This window comes from Pseudomonas sp. S2_A10 (assembly GCF_054668465.1).
Genome location: NZ_CP162773.1, coordinates 1,333,173 through 1,352,172, shown reverse-complemented (window position 1 = coordinate 1,352,172; position 19,000 = coordinate 1,333,173). Strand labels below are relative to the sequence as shown.

14 protein-coding genes and 1 tRNA gene are annotated in these 19,000 nt (G+C 59.9%); 3 read left to right on the top strand and 12 right to left on the bottom strand.

Translation table 11 applies throughout. From position 1 onward, the window contains the following. Positions 1-48 precede the first annotated feature (48 nt). The 10 genes from pqqA to rpsU form a co-directional block, all read right to left on the bottom strand. Positions 49-123: a pyrroloquinoline quinone precursor peptide PqqA gene (pqqA, locus tag AB4N41_RS06275; protein ID WP_003444522.1), complete on the bottom strand. Its 75-nt coding sequence runs from the start codon at positions 121-123 to the stop codon at positions 49-51. 156 nt (positions 124-279) lie between these two features. After that, on the bottom strand, positions 280-2,691 hold the full coding sequence (gene pqqF / locus AB4N41_RS06270) for a pyrroloquinoline quinone biosynthesis protein PqqF (RefSeq protein WP_252877003.1): 2,412 nt from the start codon (positions 2,689-2,691) through the stop codon (positions 280-282). A gap of 38 nt (positions 2,692-2,729) precedes the next feature. Continuing rightward, entirely contained in the window at positions 2,730-3,524 is a 795-nt protein-coding gene (locus tag AB4N41_RS06265; protein WP_252877002.1) for a carbon-nitrogen hydrolase family protein, read from the bottom strand. 12 nt (positions 3,525-3,536) lie between these two features. After that, complete coding sequence (locus tag AB4N41_RS06260) at positions 3,537-5,219, bottom strand: flavin monoamine oxidase family protein (RefSeq protein WP_024014552.1); 1,683 nt, start codon at positions 5,217-5,219, stop codon at positions 3,537-3,539. 223 nt (positions 5,220-5,442) lie between these two features. After that, on the bottom strand, positions 5,443-5,904 hold the full coding sequence (locus AB4N41_RS06255) for an Lrp/AsnC family transcriptional regulator (RefSeq protein ID WP_041476707.1): 462 nt from the start codon (positions 5,902-5,904) through the stop codon (positions 5,443-5,445). A 454-nt stretch (positions 5,905-6,358) separates the two neighbouring features. Beyond that, positions 6,359-6,435: transfer RNA gene (locus tag AB4N41_RS06250), tRNA-Ile, on the bottom strand. A 15-nt stretch (positions 6,436-6,450) separates the two neighbouring features. After that, positions 6,451-10,197: a bifunctional diguanylate cyclase/phosphodiesterase gene (locus AB4N41_RS06245; protein ID WP_252877000.1), complete on the bottom strand. Its 3,747-nt coding sequence runs from the start codon at positions 10,195-10,197 to the stop codon at positions 6,451-6,453. Positions 10,198-10,322: 125 nt separating this feature from the next. Continuing rightward, on the bottom strand, positions 10,323-12,170 hold the full coding sequence (rpoD, locus tag AB4N41_RS06240) for an RNA polymerase sigma factor RpoD (protein ID WP_024014550.1): 1,848 nt from the start codon (positions 12,168-12,170) through the stop codon (positions 10,323-10,325). 67 nt (positions 12,171-12,237) lie between these two features. Further along, positions 12,238-14,202: a DNA primase gene (gene dnaG, locus AB4N41_RS06235; RefSeq protein ID WP_150743558.1), complete on the bottom strand. Its 1,965-nt coding sequence runs from the start codon at positions 14,200-14,202 to the stop codon at positions 12,238-12,240. Between the two features lie 486 nt (positions 14,203-14,688). Continuing rightward, complete coding sequence (rpsU, locus tag AB4N41_RS06230; protein ID WP_002551877.1) at positions 14,689-14,904, bottom strand: 30S ribosomal protein S21; 216 nt, start codon at positions 14,902-14,904, stop codon at positions 14,689-14,691. Between the two features lie 199 nt (positions 14,905-15,103). Between rpsU and tsaD the strand changes: the two genes are divergently transcribed. After that, on the top strand, positions 15,104-16,129 hold the full coding sequence (tsaD, locus tag AB4N41_RS06225; protein ID WP_039757706.1) for a tRNA (adenosine(37)-N6)-threonylcarbamoyltransferase complex transferase subunit TsaD: 1,026 nt from the start codon (positions 15,104-15,106) through the stop codon (positions 16,127-16,129). 23 nt (positions 16,130-16,152) lie between these two features. Here tsaD and plsY read toward each other — a convergent pair whose 3' ends face one another. Continuing rightward, positions 16,153-16,722, bottom strand: coding sequence for a glycerol-3-phosphate 1-O-acyltransferase PlsY (plsY, locus tag AB4N41_RS06220; RefSeq protein WP_041476705.1), 570 nt, complete (start codon positions 16,720-16,722; stop codon positions 16,153-16,155). A gap of 74 nt (positions 16,723-16,796) precedes the next feature. Between plsY and folB the strand changes: the two genes are divergently transcribed. Both folB and folK read left to right on the top strand, forming a co-directional pair. Continuing rightward, a complete protein-coding gene (gene folB / locus AB4N41_RS06215) occupies positions 16,797-17,153 on the top strand; it encodes a dihydroneopterin aldolase (protein ID WP_016772885.1) in 357 nt (118 codons plus the stop codon). Next, positions 17,144-17,662, top strand: a complete 519-nt coding sequence (gene folK / locus AB4N41_RS06210) for a 2-amino-4-hydroxy-6-hydroxymethyldihydropteridine diphosphokinase (RefSeq protein ID WP_122699657.1) — start codon at positions 17,144-17,146, stop codon at positions 17,660-17,662. The genes folB and folK overlap by 10 nt, the downstream gene beginning before the upstream one ends. A gap of 85 nt (positions 17,663-17,747) precedes the next feature. Here the strand turns inward: folK and AB4N41_RS06205 are convergent, their stop codons facing one another. Next, positions 17,748-18,977: a multifunctional CCA addition/repair protein gene (locus AB4N41_RS06205; protein ID WP_252876999.1), complete on the bottom strand. Its 1,230-nt coding sequence runs from the start codon at positions 18,975-18,977 to the stop codon at positions 17,748-17,750. Positions 18,978-19,000: the final 23 nt, after the last annotated feature.

The window sequence follows — 19,000 nt, the reverse complement described above, 5'->3', positions numbered from 1 at the left end:
CGCCTCGGCGAGCCGAGGCGTTGCACTGCGATTCTGCGTAGGCAGAACTCAGCGGCTTGCGAAGTACATGGTGACTTCGAAGCCGATACGCAGGTCGGTGTAAGCAGGTTTGGTCCAGGCCATGAGATGTCTCCTTCTGAGGGTTGGGATAGCGCTATCCATAGTTATAGTCCACGGCAGCACGGTGATGTTCCAATTAGTTAGGCGGCTATGTTACTCAAAATTTCAACGCCGTGACCCGTGAATCTTTGAGAAAGCTCCTTGCAGCCTCGGTAATGATCAGTTTGCCGCTTGCCACGGTGTGCCCGGCATCGATTCATTGGCCAGGCAATGCCAGCCACCCTCGGCATTGATCAGGCGCTGCGCAGCGGCCAGCAAAGCCTGGCGATCGAGTTGCCGGATCGCCGTGACCAACTGCTCCCGGTAATCCGACGAATGGCCGGCAAGCTTGCCTTGCCAGAGGTGTTCGGCGGCATCCTTGGTGGACAGTGTGGTGTCGTCGAACTGATCGGCGAGGCTTTGACGCTGTTGCTCGAGGTTTGCTTCATCGAGCGTTTCGATCAACGCGGGAATGCTGTTGAAGAACTCCTGCATGTATTCGAGCAACTTGCCCGCCGGGTTCGTCGGCGATTGCACGCCAAAGACAATCGCGGTCATGCCGTGCAACTGACGCAGCGCGCTGAACACGGCGTACCCCAATTGCAGTTCGACGCGCAGGCGCTGATAGAAAGGCGTCTGGCACAACTGAGCCACAAGGCGCCACGCCGCTTCGTCAGCAATATCGCGGCTGGCTGTCGGGCAGATCAGCAGCAACGCGTGTTCGCTGGAGGCGGTGTTGATCTGGCTCCAGTGGTACTGGGCTTGGGTGATCGGTATCTGCGGTAGCTGATTGTCCGGTGTGCCGGGAATGCGGCTCAGCGCCAGGCCCAAGGCTGATTGGGTTTGTTGGTTAAGGCCTAGAGCCAGGCCGTCCCAGCGCGAAGTTGTCCACAGCTGATTGGCGTCATCGCTGGTTTCAATCGTGGGCAGGGATTTCTCTGGCAACGCTTCGAGTAGTTGGCGGATCGGCATCGACGGTATCTGCACCTCGTCGCGCGGCGAATCGGCGCCGATCATCGTCAGACATTTCAGCGCATGCTCGAGGATGCTGGGCATCGGTTCCTGTAGTCCGGTCATTTTCAGCAGGCATTGGTTGCCTGCGGCGCTGAAAGACAAGTCCACTCCGGCTTCGGACGCATCCTGTCGGGTCTGGCGCAGACTGCGCTGCAATCTTGAGCGCAGATCGGCGCTGGCCGCCGTCTCGACCTGCCAGCGCAGGTAAATCGCGCCCTCATCGCTGTTGTCCGGCAGCGCCTGGCTGAACTGCATCGGCGATCGCTCGCGACGACTGCGCGAGCGATCCTGGGCGAAGGTGCGCAGGCCACGGTGGGCGCTGGTCTGGCCGCGAATCAGCCCGGCGTTGGCCAGCGGTTCACTGGCGCGCAAGAAAGGATTCGCGGCGGGCAGATGCCAATGATCGCTGAAGTTATCCACAACGCCGATTTCGCGAAGGATGTGCTCAAGTGCGGCAGCGCCGGATTCGGACAGGCCGAATGCTTGCTGCTCGATGTCGGTTCGCGCCAGTTGCAATGCGCCGCTGACTTGCTGCTGGCGCTGAAGCAGGGCGGCGTATTCCTCGCGCAACGGCGTCCAGTCCTGACGGGCGAAGAAGCTCAGCCAGTCCAGCAGGTGTTCGCGAATGGTATCCAGGCGGTCGCCGCCAGCATTGAATTGAAGATGCAGCAGCGCTTGGCCGGCGAACTGGTAGAGCGGCGTGGCTTTCAGGCTGTCAGCCAGATTCTGTTGATGCAGGTATGCGAGCAATCCACCAGGTTTTGCGCTATTCAACCAATGACAGAGAAAAGCCATCGCCTCGGCGGATGACTCGGGCAACGCGTCGAAAGCGAATAACAGGTTCGAGTGAGCGCCGACCTGTTGATAACTTTTCACTGCCAACGGTGGCGGTGCGGCCTGGGCAACTTTATCCCCAATCGGCAACACTGCTGCGAATTGCTGCGCCAGCTCCCGAAGCTCATCGATACTTTGTGGCCCGACCAGACTCAGGCTCATTTGCCCGGTTCGATAAAAGCGCTGATGGAAGTCTTGCAGCGCCGACTGAAACCCTGGCGATTCGACCTGCAAGCTGTCCCGATTGCCCGCATGAAACCCACGCAACGGGTGCTGCGCGGGTAAACCTTCATACAGGGCAAACTGCTGCTGTGCTGTCGGATCCTGCGACCAGGCGACAAATTCCGCCTGCAGCACTTCCCGTTCACGCAGTTGATCGTCCAGATTCATCCGTGGCCGGGCGAGCATGTCTGACAGACGCTCGAGCCCCGCGCTGAAGGACGACACAGGCAACTCGAAGAAAAAGTCCGTGGTGCGCTCGCGGGTGCTGGCATTCACCTGCCCGCCGTGACGTTGCACGTAGGCCATCAGCCCTTCGTCTGTGGGAAAACGCTCGGTGCCGAGAAACAGCAAGTGCTCAAGAAAGTGCGCCAGCCCCGGCCATGCCACCGGCACGTCATGGCTGCCGGCCGCCACGCGCAACGCGGCAGCGCTGCGCTTGAGACCGGGCACGTGGTGCAGGTTCACGCGCAGGCCGTTGGCCAGGGTTTCAGAGTGGGGGCGGAGATGAGTCGGCGCGGGCATGGGCACTTCCAGAACAATGAAGTGCTCATGCTAGCGGATTAGCGGCGGTTGAGCGCGCCGTAAAGCTCCGGGCGGCGATCGCTGAGATAGCGATTGGCCTGGCGTGAATCGTTCATCAGTTGTCGGTCCAGTTCGCCGACGATCAACGCCTCGTCCAGACCTGCCAGAGCGATGCGGCTGCCGTCCGGCGCGGCAATGCTGCTTTGCCCGCAATACTGGATATCGCCTTCATGTCCGCAGTAATTGGCGTAAGCCACGTAGCACTGGTTTTCGAAGGCGCGGGCACGCACGGTGACATCGGCAACGAAATCGAACGGAATCATGTTGGCCGTCGGCACCACGATCAGCTCGGCGCCGGCCAAGGCCAGGCGCCGCGCGTTTTCCGGAAACTCCAGGTCGTAGCAGATCAGGAAGCCGAGCTTCCAGCCGTTCAATTCAACCACCGGCAAGTCGGAGTCACCGGGGCTGAACATCGACCGATCGAGGTCGCCGAACAGATGCGACTTTCGATAGTTGCACAGGCGCTCGCCGTGGGCGTCGATCAGTTGCACGGCGTTGTAGATCTGCCCGTCGGCGGTGCGCTCCGGGTAGCCGTAGACAATCGCCAGACCGGCAGCCTTGGCAATCCGGCCGATCTGCTGCGCCCATTCACCGTTATAGACCTCGGCCAGCGTGCCGACCGCTTCGGCGCCGATGTTGTAGCCGGTCATGAACATCTCCGGCAGCACCAGCAGATCGGCGCCTTTGGCCTCCATCGCTACTTGATGCAGGCGATGCAGGTTGGCGGCGGGGTCCAGTGGCAGCGGTGGACATTGGTAAACGGCTACGCGCATCGGGGAATCCTCTTACTCGGGCAGGGCGATAGGGCCGATGTCTTTGAACACATCACCCGGGCCGGGGTTCTCTTTATGTGTGGATCCGCCGAAATGTTTCATGATGCCCCACACCGCGTTGAGCGAAGTCTGCACCGCGCCTTCGACCCACGCCGGTGTCCACGACACGTCGTCGCCGGCGATGAAAATCCCGCGCTGTTCGGCCGGCATGTCGTCCTGCATGAAGTGCGCATACATGCGCTGGTTGTAGCGGTAATGGCCGGGCAGGGCGCCTTTGAAGGCACCGAGGAAATACGGATCGGCTTCCCACGACACGGTGATCGGATCGCCGATGATCCGCGCGGCGATGTCGACTTTCGGGTAGATCTTCTTCAGCGCGTTCAACGCCAGCTCAACACGTTTCTCCACCGGATGCGGGAGCATTTTCAACGCGTCGCTCATCCACGAGTACGACAGGCAGATCACCCCCGGCTTGTCGTCGCCGTTGTCGAACAGATAGGTGCCACGGGTCAGGCGATCGGTGAGGGTCATGCTCATCACGTCGCGGCCGGTCTCCGGATCCTTGTCTTTCCAGAATGGCCGGTCGACCATCACGAAGGTTTTCGACGACTGCATGTAGCGCGTGCGGTCGAGGGCCATCCACATCTTCTGCGAGAACAGGGTTTCATCGCATTCGATCTGAGTGGTCAGCAGCCAGCTCTGGCAGGTTGTCAGGACGGCGGCGTATTCGCGGGTGTCACCGTTGTTGTCGGTAACGGCGAAACGGCCCTCCGGTGCATGAGCAATTTTCTTCACACCGGAACGCGGTGCGCCACGGTGCAGGGATTTCAGGCTGGTGCCGGCCGGCCAGTGCACGCAGCGCTCCGGCACATGGCGCCAGATGCCCTGTGGCACCTGTTCGACGCCACCGACCACCAGGTGTTGGTGATCGTCGCAATTGGTCATCACCACGCGGAAGATTTCCAGCATCGAATTGGGGAAGTCCGAATCCCAGCCGCCGGTGCCGAAACCGACCTGCCCGAACACTTCGCGATGCTGGAACGACAATTTGGCGAAGGCTTTCGAGGTGGCGACGAAGTCATAAAAGGTCCGGTCGTCCCACAGCGGCACCAGCTTGTTCCACAGCTCTTTCAGGCGCGGCACATCGCGATCACGGATGGCTTGCTGGATGTCGGAGAACTGCGAACCTGCTTCCAGCGCATCCGCCCAGGCGTCAGCCACTTCCTGGAACAAAGCAGGAAGATCCTTCAGGCTTTCGGCGTAATAGGTTTCGCCTTCCAGATCGATCACGGTACTGCCCGAAGCACCGGTCAGCGGGTTGGGGAAAGGCTTGGTTTCGAGGCCGAGCTTGTCCACGTAGTGATAGAACGCCGTGGAGGACACTGGAAAGCGCATGCCGCCAAGCTCCGCGACGATGGCGTCGGTACCGTTGAAGGCTTGCGAGCGCAGACGACCGCCGAGTTTCGACGCCTCGTACACCACCGGTTTCAAACCGAGTTTCATCAGTTCATACGCAGCCACCAGACCGGCAATGCCCGCCCCGACAATCGCCACCTCAGCGCCATGGTGCTGCTCGGGAATGCTCCCCAGGCCGGCGGGATGCTCGATCCAGTCGTCAAACGCGAACGGAAAGTCCGGACCGAAAATGGTGACTGGTTTTTTTCCGTCTGCAGGATGGCGGTTGTTCTTGTTCATGGCTGACCTTGTTGACGACCCGACGCAGGATTCGCGTCTGAGTATAGGAAAAGATGTCAGCCATTCTAGGGAGCGTGGAGCGCGTTAATAAGACGCAATGTGTCGTCGTTTTGCCTGATTGCTGTGCAGACTGACGATTGCAGGCTGCATACCGACCAAAATGTGGGGGCGAGCCTGCTCGCGAAGATGCTCTGAAATTCACCCGAGAAGCTCGATCAAAATCTTAAACCGGCTGACCCCGATCTATCTTGCTACTCAGAATGATAGAAGTCGTGGTCTTCTCCACCCCATCGACACTGCCAATCTGATCCAGCAGCTGATCGAGCTGCTCCGGCGAGTCGGTGCGCAACCACGCCACATAATCAAACTCGCCACTCACTGCACACAACTGCTGCACCTGCGCCATCGCACTCAAACGCCGCAACACGTCCTTGCCGGAACGCGGCTGCACCTTGATCCCGACGTACGCCTGCAAGCCACCATCGACCACACGCTGACCAAGACGCACGCCATAACCGGTGATCACTCTGGCCTTTTCCAGCCGGGCCAGGCGCGACGTCACCGTCGTGCGAGCAATGCCTAGCTGACGGGCGAGCATGGCCACGCTTTCGCGGGCGTTGATTTGCAGCGCGGCGATTAGCTGGCGGTCGATTTCGTCGAGGATGGGTTGGCGGGTGTCTGGCAAGGTGGGCTCCGATGGCGTGGGCGATGAGATTGCCGATGGTACAGGGTCAAGCGCATTGGGGCATATTTGGAACCCATCGCTCGATGAGAGGGATAACGGCTGTGACGGTTGCTCTTGTCAGGTTCAAGGGCTATGATCGGTACGTCAGCACAGACCGGAACTTTGTAAGCAAAGGGTGTTGATTTCGGTGGCGCAAGCCACTCCTAGCCAGTGAGCGGGATAAGCGGGAAACCGTAAAAGGACAGGCCGATATTTCAGATTTACAGAAAGCCCCGTTGCGCAAGCATCGGGGCTTTTTGCTTTCTCTCACACGGATTTTTGTCTAACCGCTCAAAACCGCAGCTTAGGATCTTTCCTACAGCTCTGGTTAGGTCTTCCGAACATTGCGCCCGCCGAGACGAAACCCAACCACTCGCCCACAAAAAAGCCGCGCATCAAGCGCGGCTTTTCAATTTGGTGGGCCCACACGGACTCGAACCGTGGACCAAAGGATTATGAGTCCTCTGCTCTAACCAACTGAGCTATAGGCCCTCAGTAGGCCGCGGATTATAGCGACGGTTTCGCGGCTGTGCTATCCGAAAAATCCGATACGGTTATATGCAGAAACGTCGCGGCGAATTCGTCCGGGGGCAGCGGCAGGCTGACGATGTAGCCCTGGATCTGTTCACAACCTTCTGCGGCGAGGAATTGTTGTTGCGCCTGGGTTTCCACGCCTTCGGCAATCACGGTGAATTGCATGCTGCGGCCGAGCGCGATGATGGCGCGCACAATGGCCGCGTCGTGGGGGTCGTCAGGCAGTCCGCGGACGAAGGACTGGTCGATCTTGAGGATGTCCAGCGGCAGGCGTTTGAGATAGCTGAGCGAGGAGTAGCCGGTGCCGAAGTCATCGATCGCCAGTTGCACGCCGAGGTGTTTGAGCTGGTGCAGCACTGCCAGCGCCTCTTCGGCCTGACTCATGATGAAATTCTCGGTAATTTCCAGTTGCAGTAAATCCGGCCTGAGGCGGTTGTCCTTGAGCAGTTGCTCGATGCGCACCAACAGGTTCGGCTGACGCAGCTGCGCGCCAGCGAGGTTTACCGAGAGCGGCCCGAGCGGTTGGTAGATCCGGCTCCACTCGAACATTTGCCGGCAAGCGGTTTCGAGCACCCAGTCACCGATCTGCAGGATCATGCCGTTCTCTTCGGCCAGCGGAATGAAATGCTCGGGCGGCACGTCGCCGAAGGTTGGGTGGCGCCAGCGAATCAGCGCCTCTGCACCGACCAGACTGTGGTCGACCAGGCTGATTTTCGGTTGGTAACAGAGAAACAGCTCATCGCGCTCGATGGCGCGGCGCAGTTCGTGTTCCAGCGCTACGCGCTCGCTGGCCTGGGCGGTGAGGTCGCGGGTGTAGCTTTCGACGCGGTTACGCCCCTTGGCTTTGGAGCGGTACATCGCCGCGTCGGCGTTTTTCACCAGTGTGGCGACATCGCAGCCGTCGCGGGGATAAAGGCTGGTGCCGATGCTCGCGCTGATAAAAAACTCGTGTTCGCCGGCCTGGAACGGCGCACCGAAGCAGTTGAGCAGTTTCGTCGCGATGTTGTCGGCGTCACTGGCTTGCTGCAAGCCTGGCAACAGGATGATGAATTCGTCACCGCCCAATCGCGCGACCGTGTCGATATCGCGCAATTGTTCTTTCAAGCGCACGGCAATGCCCTTGAGCAACAGGTCGCCGACCGGGTGGCCGAGGCTGTCGTTGATGTGTTTGAAGCGGTCGAGATCGAGAAACAGCACCGCGCCCTGGCCGCCATTTTCCTGCTGGCTGGTCAGGGCCATTTGCAGGCGACTCTCGAACAAGGTGCGGTTGGGCAAACCGGTGAGGGGGTCGTGGTGAGCCTGGTAATCGAGCTTGGCCTGGGCATGCTTGAGGCTGGAAATATCGGCGAACACCGCGACGAAGTGAGTGATGAACTTGTCGCGATTGCGCACGGCGCTGATGGTCAGCCAGCTCGGGTACAGCTCGCCGTTCTTGCGCCGGTTGGAAATCTCGCCTTGCCAGTGGCCTTCGTCAGTCAATTGGTGCCACATCGCCGCGTAGAAAGCGCTGTCATGCAGCCCTGACGCCAGCAAGCGTGGCGTGTGGCCCAGCGCTTCACTTTCGCTGTAACCGGTGATTTCGGTGAAAGCGCGATTGACGGCGCTGATGTGTTGTTGAGTATCGGTGATCAACACGCCCTCGGCGGTGCTCTCGAAAACGGTCGCGGCCTGCTGCAGTTTTTCCTGCATGAGATGGCGTTCGGTGATGTCGCGGGCGATGGTCAGCATGCAATCCTCGTCGCCGATCGGCAGCGGTCGACTGGACACTTCGCACAGGCGAATCTGCCCGTCGCTGCGACGGATGTGGCAAGTGAAGTCGCGGACAAACCCGTCGCGCTTTAGCAGATCGAGCATCTGCTTGCGTTCGTTGAGGTTGACCCAGATGCCCAGATCCAGCGTTGAACGATCCACCGACATGGCGCTGTTGAAACCAGTGATACGACTAAAACCTTCGTTGACCTCCAACAGCAGGCCGTCGCTCTGGCGCGACAGCAACAGGCCATCCGGCGACGCATGGAAAGCCTTGGCGAACTTCTCTTCAGAGGTTTGCAGTTGCTGTTGGGTTTCCTTGAGCTGGCTGATGTCGCGAACTACCACCACCAGCGCCGGGGTGGTGTCGAGGTCGAAAGGCTCGGCGGAAATCAGCCCGGTGAACAATTGGCCGTTGTTGCGGCGAAAGGGCATTTCCAGATTACGGATGCTGCCGGCCTGCAAACGCTGCAAGAGGCCCGGCCCCACCCCGGGGATGCCCCAGATATTGAGGTTGGTGGCGGTCTGGCCGATCACCTCCTCGGCCCTGAGGCCGATCTGCTCTTCGAAGGCCTCGTTAACCTCCAGCAGGCAGCCGTCGGACAGGCGCGCAATCACCAGAATGTCCGGGCATTGCTCAAACACCGAAGCGAACTTCTGCTCGGACAGGCGCAGCGCCTCTTCGGTGCGTTTGATTTCGCTGATATCGATCATCAACCCGCGCATCACCGGTTCGTGGCCATGCTCGATCAGGCTGACAATGTCGCGCACCCACAGGCAGCGGCCGTCGGCGGTGATCACGCGATAATCGACGATGTGATCGCGGCCCTGGCGCAGCGCTTCCCTGCAATAGTTCTGCGTGCGGGTCAGGTCGGCCGGGTGAATGATGTTGTGCCAGAAACCCGGAATCAGCCAGTGAGACTGTGGATACCCGAGCAGGTCTTCAGCATGGGGCGAAACATAGCTGTAGGTGAAGTCGCTCATCCGCGCTTCCCAGGCGATCGCCGACAAACTCTCCACCAGGCCACGGTAGTGATATTCGCTGCTGCGCAATTCCTGTTCGAGGTCGATGCGCCGGGAGATTTCCGAGCTCAGGCGACGGTTGATGCGAATCACCACGGCCAGCACCGTCATCAACAACAACAGACCGGGCAGGCCATACATCAGCAGGTCCGACCAGAACGTGCGGTGGTCGAGCACATTACCGACCCAATGTTCCTGAATGCTGCTGATTTCCGCCGGTGTCATGTCGGCCAGGACTTTATCGAGAATGCCCACCAACATCTTGTTGTCGCGGGGCACGGCCATCGCCAGTTGATAGCGATACGGGGTTTCGCCGCTGACGTAGAGGCCGTCGAGTTTGAGCTGGCGCAGGCTCCAGACGCTGGAAGCCAGATCGCCGACCACCGCGTCCACTTCATCGGTCGCCAGGGCTTGCAGCGCCGAACTAACATTGGGCATGGCCACCAGATTCAGATCGGGATGGTGAGTGCGCAGCAGTTCGTGGGGAGCGTAGTTTTCCACTACGGCGATTTTCAGACCGTACAGGTCGTCGAGTTTGCGCGGCTGGGCCCCGCCGACATGGGCCAGAATGACGATCGGGAAGTCGAGGTACGGCCGGGTAAATGACAGGTAATTCTGGCGTTCCGGCGTGGACATGATTCCCGGCAGCAAATCGATCTTGCCTTTTTTGACCTGCTCCAGCACCACCGTCCAGCTTGCCGGTTCGATGGGCGTCAGCTTGATCGCCAAACGTTGGCGAATCACGTCGATATAGTCAGCGGCGAGACCCTGATAGCGGTTCTGGTCGTCACGAAATTCGAAAGGCGGCCACGATGCATCAACACCCAGGCGCAAGTCAGGGTGAGCCGCCAGCCAGCTGCGTTCTTCATCGGTGAGAGTCAGCGCGTCAGCCGTGGCGGTGCAGATCATCAATGACAGCAGAAAAAGCACGGGCGCCAGTCTGGGCATAACGCTCTCGTCAGGGCTTGGGATGATTGTTTCGAGTGTAGACGGGGTACGCGACGGGGAGGGCGGAGCGGGGAATTTAATCTGCCATAAAACAAAACCCCCGGCCTGGGCCGGGGGTTCTGGTATCACTCGTCGAGGAAGGAACGCAGATGCTCGCTTCGCGTCGGGTGGCGCAGCTTGCGCAGCGCCTTGGCTTCGATCTGACGGATCCGCTCACGCGTTACGTCAAACTGTTTGCCCACCTCTTCGAGCGTGTGGTCGGTGTTCATGTCGATACCGAAACGCATGCGTAGTACCTTGGCTTCACGGGCAGTGAGGCCGGACAGCACTTCGCGAGTCGCTTCCTTCAGGCTTTCCACTGTGGCGACATCGATTGGCGACTGCATGGTCGAGTCTTCGATGAAGTCGCCCAGATGGGAGTCTTCGTCATCACCGATCGGGGTTTCCATGGAGATCGGCTCTTTGGCGATCTTCAGTACCTTGCGGATCTTGTCCTCAGGCATTTCCATGCGTTCGCCCAGCTCTTCCGGAGTCGGTTCGCGACCCATTTCCTGCAACATCTGCCGGGAAATACGGTTGAGCTTGTTGATCGTCTCGATCATGTGCACCGGGATACGGATGGTGCGCGCCTGGTCGGCGATCGAGCGAGTGATCGCCTGACGGATCCACCAGGTGGCATAAGTCGAGAACTTGTAACCACGACGGTATTCGAACTTGTCCACCGCCTTCATCAGACCGATGTTGCCTTCCTGGATCAGATCGAGGAATTGCAGACCGCGGTTGGTGTACTTCTTGGCGATCGAGATCACCAGACGCAGGTTGGCTTCAACCATCTCTTTTTTCGCGCGGCGGGCCTTGGCCTCACCGATCGACATGCGACGGTTGATGTCCTTGATTTCTGCGATGGTCAGGCCGGTCTCGGTTTCCAGCGCAATCAGCTTCTGCTGGCAACGGATGATGTCCGGCTGCACGCGACCGATGGCTTCGGCGTACTTGCTCTTGCCTTTGGCCAGGGCGTCGGACCAGCTTTCGTCGACTTCGTTGCCCGGGAACTGACGCAGGAAATCGGCGCGCGGCATACGTGCATCACGTACGCACAGCTGCATGATCGCGCGCTCTTGCTGACGCAGGCGATCCAGGGCACTGCGTACACGCTCGACCAGGGCTTCGAATTGCTTCGGCACCAGTTTGATCGGCATGAACAGCTCGGCCAGGGCCAGCAACTCGGCAACGGCTGCCTTGTTGTGACGACCGTGCTTTTTCAGGGCCTTGCGGGTGATTTCCATCTGGTCGGCGACGGCACCGAAGCGCTGCGCAGCGATGACCGGATCCGGACCGCTTTCGGCTTCTTCTTCATCGTCGGAAGATTCGGCATCATCGTCGTCGGTATCGTCGTCGGCCTTGACGGCTTTCGGGTCAACCGGCGGCGGCACTTCTGCCGCAGGCGGCGCGATGCCGTCGTCCGGGTCGATATAACCGCTCAGGACGTCGGACAGGCGACCACCTTCGGTGGTGACGCGGGTGTACTCGGAGAGAATGTGGTCAACCGTGCCTGGGAAGTGCGCAATCGCGCTCATCACTTCACGAATGCCTTCTTCGATCCGCTTGGCGATTTCGATTTCGCCTTCACGGGTCAGAAGCTCGACCGTACCCATTTCACGCATGTACATGCGCACCGGGTCAGTGGTGCGACCGATATCGGTCTCCACCGCCGCCAACGCAGCGGCTGCTTCTTCCGCAGCGGCCTCGTCGGTATCGGCGTCGGCCAACATAAGGGCGTCCGCATCCGGAGCACTCTCGTGTACGGGGATCCCCATGTCGTTAATCATGCGGATGATGTCTTCCACCTGCTCCGGATCTGAAATATCCTCGGGCAGGTGGTCGTTGACCTCGGCGTAAGTCAGATACTTCTGCTCACGACCCAGTTTGATCAACTCAATAATACGAGACTGCTGTTGCGCTTTTCCGGACATAACACCCTATCCACTGAAGGTCTTGGCGGGCAAAAAACAAGCCGAGGATTATACCTGAGCTATGACCTCACGCGCCAGTTGAGGTCGGGTTTGATGCGGAAACATTGCGACTTAAAAGGTCGCGCAGTTGATTTTTCTCTTCGACGCTCAGTTCGCTTTGCCGCGCTTTCCTGAGTAACTGTTCGAGATTTCGCTCGCGTTGGCGGGCGGACAAGCTAGTAATGGTGTCGAAAAACTGTTGTTCAAGGTTATCTCCGTCAATCAGCCATTCCTTTTCTGCCAGCGCCTTGAGCAAGCGACCCTGTTCAGTACCGTGCCATCGCGCGATCAGCTGAAATGAGTTTAGCTTGGGATTCTTCTGTACGGCTTCGAGCAGGGCCACAAGCAGCTGGGCGTTGGTCTGATTTTCATCGGCAATGTGCCCGGCGTCTTCGACGCGCTTGGCCAGTTGCGGATGATGGAGCAATGTTCGCAGTGCCGTCAGGGTTGGCGATTCAACGCCAATCGGCGTACGCGGGCGCTGCTGTTCGCGATCGCCACCACGTTTGCCGTTCTTGTCCCACGGTTTCTTGTCCCACTTCTTGCCGCCGGCGCCGGGTTTCTTCGGCGTCCATTCCTGCTGCGGCACATACATGTCCTGTGCCTGCGGCTGATGGTAGTCGCTGTAGTCCGGCATGGCGTCGTAATCGAAGCCCGGATCGTAGGCGGGCGGTGCTTCCTGCGGCGCACTCTGAACCAATTGGCTGACGGTCTCGCTGCTCAGGCCGGTAATCTCGGTCAGGCGCTGACGCATGAGGATGCGCAGGTTCGCTCCCGGCACCTTGTCGATCAATGGCGCGGCGAGGGTGGCCATGTGCGCCTTGCCCTCAAGTGAGCGCGGGTCGGCTTCTTCGGTCAGTTGCTGGAAAAAATAATCGGCCAGCGGCTGCGCGTGCTGATTGATGCGCGCCTTGAAAGCATCGGTGCCTTCGGCGCGAACCAGGGTGTCCGGGTCTTCGCCTTCGGGCAAAAACAGGAACCGCGCGCGACGACCGTCCTGCAGACACGGCAGGGTCGCTTCCAGTGCACGCCAGGCTGCGTTGCGGCCGGCCTGGTCGCCGTCGAAGCAGAACAACACGTTCGGGACGACGCGGAACAAGCGCTTGAGGTGTTCTTCGCTGGTCGCGGTACCCAGCGTGGCGACGGCATTGCGCAAGCCTTGCTGGGCGAGGGCTATGACGTCCATGTAACCCTCGACGACGATGATTTCGTCGAGGTTGCGATTGTTCTTGCGTGCTTCATAAAGGCCGTAGAGTTCCTGGCCTTTATGGAATACCGGGGTTTCCGGTGAGTTCAGGTACTTGGGCTTGTCGTCGCCCAGTACGCGACCGCCGAAGGCGATGATCCGTCCGCGGGTATCGCGAATCGGGAACATCACGCGATCGCGGAAGCGGTCATAGCGTTTGCCGGTTTCGGCGTTCTCGATCAGCAGGCCAGCTTCGATCATGGCCTTCTGTTGCAACGTGTCGCTGCTCAGATGCTTGAGCAGGTTGTCCCAGCCCGGCGGCGCAAAACCGAGGCCGAAATCCCGAGCGATCTCGCCCGTCAGCCCGCGCCCCTTGAGGTAATCCACCGCAGCCTTGCGCGACGGATGACTCTTGAGTGCCTGCCGGTAAAAATCAGCGGCGGCGGTCAGCAGCGGGTACAGCGGCGAATCGGTCGGCTGGCGCGGCTTGCGCTCGCGACCGCTTTCTTCGCGGGGGATTTCCATGCCGGCGGCTTTTGCCAGATCTTCGACAGCCTGGGGGAAATCCAGATTGTCGTGATCCATGAGAAAGCCGAGGGCGTTGCCGCCGGCGCCGCAACCGAAGCAGTAATAGAACTGTTTGTCGGGGCTGACGCTGAACGACGGGGTTTTCTCTTTATGGAACGGGCAGCAGGCGGTGTAGTTCTTGCCGGCCTTCTTCAATTGCACGCGCGAGCTGACCACGTCGACGATGTCGGTGCGGTTCAGCAGGTCGTCAATGAAGCTCTGGGGAATCAGCCCGGCCATGGCGTTCTCGTCGTCTGCGCTGCAATAAATCCGTTGCGACAGGCCGTCGGACGCGGGCCATTGCTGGAAACGCACAAAAAGTGCGGCTCGACCGGTGTCGTCTGCGTGATCGCTGTCGGGAAGTGTATCTGCCGAAAATCCACTGACGTTAGTACCTATCAGTCTTCGACTATGTGAAAGTGTTGCGCTGAATCCGCTGACGGCCGGTTGTCGACCTCGGATAGCTCAATAAAGCGGGCACGCATGCAGGTGCCTTGGGCTGATCGTCGTAAGAGGAATCAGTGGGTGTGCTCGTCAGTAGCCTTGAAAGGCTCGTCAGAAAAGACGTGCACCGCTGGCAAAAGAGCCAGGCCTGACGCGGTGAAGCAGATTTGTCTCGGTCGCATCGGCGGCGTCGACGGTGAAGCATCAAGCGTTTTACGCAAATGCCATTAGCCCGGCTGAGGGCCGGGCTTAGGCAAGAAGCTTGCTACGAACGTCTGTGGATTAGTACAGACGAACGGCGCGGCGCTGTTCGCGCTGAACTTTCTTGGCGTGACGCTTAACAGCGGCTGCTGCCTTGCGCTTACGCTCAGAAGTTGGCTTCTCGTAAAATTCGCGGCTACGAACTTCAGCCAGTACACCGGCTTTTTCGCAGGAGCGCTTGAAACGACGCAGAGCTACGTCGAAGGGTTCGTTCTCTTTTACTTTGACGGCTGGCATCCAGAGCTACCTTCATTCATTACCGGGGTCAACATCCTCGCGGCAAAAGAGCACTTGAAGACGTCGGTTTTTAAGGGTTGCGGATGTTAACCCCTCATCGCTCGGAATGCAAAGCCTCTGATCGAAAACCGCTGGTCGGGGCATCACGTGGCGACTATTATGCGCGCCTTCGAATTCAGCCTAAACAAGGCGCAAACCCATGCTAGTACTGGGATTAGAAACCTCCTGCGACGAAACCGGCGTCGCATTGTATGACAGTGAACGCGGTCTGCTGGCCGACGCGCTGTTCAGTCAGATCGACCTGCACCGCGTCTATGGCGGTGTGGTGCCGGAGCTGGCGTCGCGTGACCACGTCAAACGCATGCTGCCCTTGATCCGTCAGGTGTTGGCCGAGGCCGACTGTGTGCCGACCGAGATCGACGCAATCGCCTACACCGCAGGTCCTGGCCTGGTCGGCGCGCTGCTGGTCGGTGCATCCTGCGCGCAGGCGCTGGCGTTTGCCTGGGGCATTCCGGCGCTTGGCGTGCACCACATGGAAGGCCACTTGCTGGCGCCGATGCTGGAACCGAAACCGCCGGAATTCCCGTTCGTCGCTTTGTTGGTTTCCGGTGGCCATACGCAGTTGGTTCAGGTCGACGGCATTGGCCAATACAGTCTGCTCGGCGAGACGCTCGACGATGCGGCCGGCGAAGCTTTCGACAAAACCGCGAAGATGATGGGCCTCAATTACCCCGGCGGGCCGGAAATCGCCAAGCTGGCCGAGAAGGGCGTCGCAGGACGTTTCACCTTTCCGCGTCCGATGTGTGATCGCCCGGGTCTGGACTTCAGTTTCAGCGGCTTGAAAACCTTCGCCCTCAATACCTGGCAGCAATGCGTCAGCGCCGGGGACGACGGCGAGCAAGCCCGTTGCGACATCGCGCTGGCGTTCCAGCAGGCCGTGGTGGAGACTTTGACCATCAAGTGCAAGCGCGCCCTGAAACAGGCGGGCATGAAGCGACTGGTGATTGCCGGCGGCGTCAGCGCCAACAAGGCGTTGCGGGTTTCGCTGGAAAAAATGCTCGGCGATATGAAGGGTGATGTGTTCTATGCGCGCCCGGAGTTCTGCACCGACAATGGCGCGATGATCGCATTTGCCGGTTGCCAGCGCCTGAAGGCCGGCCAGCAGGAAAGTCTGGCAATCACCGTGCAGGCACGCTGGCCAATGGAGCAGTTGTCGGCGCTGTAATGAGCGACGCTCATGGACGGCAGTCAGAAATGCCGTTCGCGCCCGGCAAACAGGTCGCGTAGATTGCCGCGATGGCGCCAGACAATCAGCAAGGTCAGCGCGCTCATTGGCAGCAAGGCTTCCGGCTCCTGCCAGGCCAGCAATGGCAGGGTCAGTGGCGTGGCAATCAGCGCCGCCAGCGAGCTGGTGCGGGTCAGGTAAAACGTCAGTAGCCAGGCACATACTGCCAGCAGCGCGGCGGGTGGATACAGGCCGAGCAGCATGCCTGCGGCAGTGGCAACGCCTTTGCCGCCGCGAAAGCGAAAGTACAAAGGGAACAGGTGACCGATCACGGCGCACACGCCGATCCAGGCCTGATCCTGCACTGAAAGGCCCGCGCCCGAGGCGATCAGCACCGGCAGCAGGCCTTTGCACAGATCACCGAGCAGGGTCAGGATCGCCAGTTTGCGACCGGCCAGGCGCAGCATGTTGGTGGCGCCGGCATTACCCGAGCCACTCATTCGCGGATCCGGATTTCCGGTCAGGCGGCTGAGCAAAATGGCAAAGGACAGCGAGCCGAGCAGGTAGGCGAGAATCGCCAGTAACCAAAACATGCTAACTATTCCGGGCGAGGACGCCCTGATTCTAACGGCGCATCGCGCCCTTGTCGTGCAGCGGAGAGAAGTGCTTGGACAGAGTGTTTATCGAGGGCCTGGAAGTCGACACCGTGATCGGTGCCTACGACTGGGAGCGCGGCATCCGTCAGTGCCTGCGTCTTGATCTGAGCTTCGCCTGGGACAATCGCCCGGCCGCCGCCGGTGACGACCTGACCCTGGCGCTCGATTACGCCAGTGTTTCCACGCGCATTCAGGCCTTCGCCGAGCAGGCGCAGTTCCAGCTGGTCGAAACCTTCGCCGAGCGTCTGGTTGAAGTGCTCATGGCCGAATTCAAGATCACTTGGGTGCGACTGAAACTGACCAAGCCGGGCGCCGTTCCAGCGGCCAAGGGTGGTGTGGGTGTGGAGATCGAGCGCGGATGTCGCTGACTCAGGTCTACCTCGGGCTCGGTAGCAATATCGAGCGTGAAACCCATTTGCGCGCCGGTCTCGATGCGCTGGCCACGTTCCTGGTGGATATCCGTTGTTCGGCGGTGTTCGAGAGCCAACCGGTGGGCATCAAGAGCGGGCCGTTCTTCAATTTTGTGGTCTCGGCCTACACCGATCTGCCGTTGATGGAGCTTGACCGCCGCTTGAAATTCATCGAGGCGGACAACGGTCGTTATGCCCCGGATCGCAAAGGTCTGCCGCTGGATATCGACGTGCTGCTGTATGGCGATCTGGTGGGTAATTTCGATGGATTGATGCTGCCGCGTGCTGAAATCCTGAAAAATGCCTTTGTGCTGTGGCCGCTGTCGTTGATTGCGCCGGATCGGGTGCATCCGGGGGTGGGCAAGAGCTTTGCGACGTTGTGGGCCGAGGCGCAGATTGATCAGGTGTTGGCGCCGGTTGCGTTCGAATGGCGGGGGGAGCAGCTCACGCCTTCGGATTTGCGGTGATATCAAATGCGCTTTCGCGAGCAGGCTCGCTCCCACATTGGATCGAGGTCTCATGTGGGAGCGAGCCTGCTCGCGAAGTTTTTTATCAGGCTGTCGCCGCCTCTTTGTAGGCTTTCAACGCCTTCAGTCGTTCCCGCTTCAGCGCTTCGCCCAGTTCCGGCCCCTTGAATCCCTGCTCCAGCAAAGGCTGCACCGCCACCGCTCGCGCAGCTTTCGCCGCTCCGCGCAAATAATCCGCGTGTGGATAACTGCGCTGCTCCAGGCCCTTGCGGCCACGGGCATCCATCTCGCACGCGGCGATAAACTCTTCGAATCGCTGTGGCCGGCGATAGATATCGAAACTTTGCAGCAACTCCAGCAGCGTCGAGGCTTTCAACTCGAGCGCCCGATGCCCATGGGTGTGATACTGGCCGACCAGCAGCGCCAGTTCCTGACAGTCCTTGGGGACCTTGAAGCGCTCGTTGACCGCTTTGATCAGCTTCAGCCCGGTGTGCTCATGGGCGATATGCCTGGGCCATTCTTCTTCCGGCGTCAGGCCTTTACCAAGGTCATGCAGCAGGCAGGCCCAGCGCACCGTCAGTGGTTGTTTGTGCAGGGCTGATTGCTCCAGCACGCTCAGGGTGTGCAGGCCTGTGTCGATTTCCGGGTGGTGGGTCTCTGGCTGTGGCACGCCGAACAAGGCGTCGACTTCCGGCATTAGCTCTTTGAGTGCGCCACAGTCGCGCAAGACCTGGATGAACACCTGCGGGTGGTCTTCCATCAGTGCCCGGGAAATCTCCTTCCAGCTACGTTCGGCAGTCAGCGCCTGCAATTCGCCGGACTCACTGAGCTGGCGCATCAAGTCCATGGTCTCATCGGCGACCGTAAACCCCAATCCTGCGTAGCGCGCAGCAAAACGGGCAACACGCAGGACACGGAGCGGATCTTCGGCGAATGCCGGGGATACATGGCGCAGGATTCGTGCTTCGAGATCGCGCTGACCATGGTACGGATCGGTCAGGTTGAGCTGATCGTCCTCGGCCATGGCATTGATCGTCAGGTCGCGGCGAATCAGGTCTTCTTCAAGCGTCACTTCGGGACTTGCGTAGAAGGTGAAGCCGCCGTAACCCCGGCCACTCTTGCGTTCCGTACGGGCGAGGGCATATTCCTCACCGGTTTTGGGGTGCAGAAACACCGGAAAGTCGGCGCCAACCGGGCGGTATCCCTTGGCGAGCATTTCCTCCGTGGTGGCGCCCACCACGACCCTGTCGATGTCAGCGACCGGCAACCCCAACAGGCGATCACGTACTGCGCCGCCAACCTTGTAAACCTGCATAAAAAACCTCCGTCAGTCCGACA

What these genes read in the sequence shown, in the direction of transcription:
- rpoD (WP_024014550.1), bottom strand. Translation starts at nt 12,170, where the DNA reads ATGTCCGGAAAAGCGCAACAGCAGTCTCGTATTATTGAGTTGATCAAA.
- rpsU (WP_002551877.1), bottom strand. Translation starts at nt 14,904, where the DNA reads ATGCCAGCCGTCAAAGTAAAAGAGAACGAACCCTTCGACGTAGCTCTG.
- tsaD (WP_039757706.1), top strand. Translation starts at nt 15,104, where the DNA reads ATGCTAGTACTGGGATTAGAAACCTCCTGCGACGAAACCGGCGTCGCA.
- AB4N41_RS06260 (WP_024014552.1), bottom strand. Translation starts at nt 5,219, where the DNA reads ATGAACAAGAACAACCGCCATCCTGCAGACGGAAAAAAACCAGTCACC.
- pqqF (WP_252877003.1), bottom strand. Translation starts at nt 2,691, where the DNA reads ATGCCCGCGCCGACTCATCTCCGCCCCCACTCTGAAACCCTGGCCAAC.
- folK (WP_122699657.1), top strand. Translation starts at nt 17,144, where the DNA reads ATGTCGCTGACTCAGGTCTACCTCGGGCTCGGTAGCAATATCGAGCGT.
- AB4N41_RS06205 (WP_252876999.1), bottom strand. Translation starts at nt 18,977, where the DNA reads ATGCAGGTTTACAAGGTTGGCGGCGCAGTACGTGATCGCCTGTTGGGG.
- dnaG (WP_150743558.1), bottom strand. Translation starts at nt 14,202, where the DNA reads ATGGCCGGGCTGATTCCCCAGAGCTTCATTGACGACCTGCTGAACCGC.
- AB4N41_RS06245 (WP_252877000.1), bottom strand. Translation starts at nt 10,197, where the DNA reads ATGCCCAGACTGGCGCCCGTGCTTTTTCTGCTGTCATTGATGATCTGC.
- plsY (WP_041476705.1), bottom strand. Translation starts at nt 16,722, where the DNA reads ATGTTTTGGTTACTGGCGATTCTCGCCTACCTGCTCGGCTCGCTGTCC.
- AB4N41_RS06265 (WP_252877002.1), bottom strand. Translation starts at nt 3,524, where the DNA reads ATGCGCGTAGCCGTTTACCAATGTCCACCGCTGCCACTGGACCCCGCC.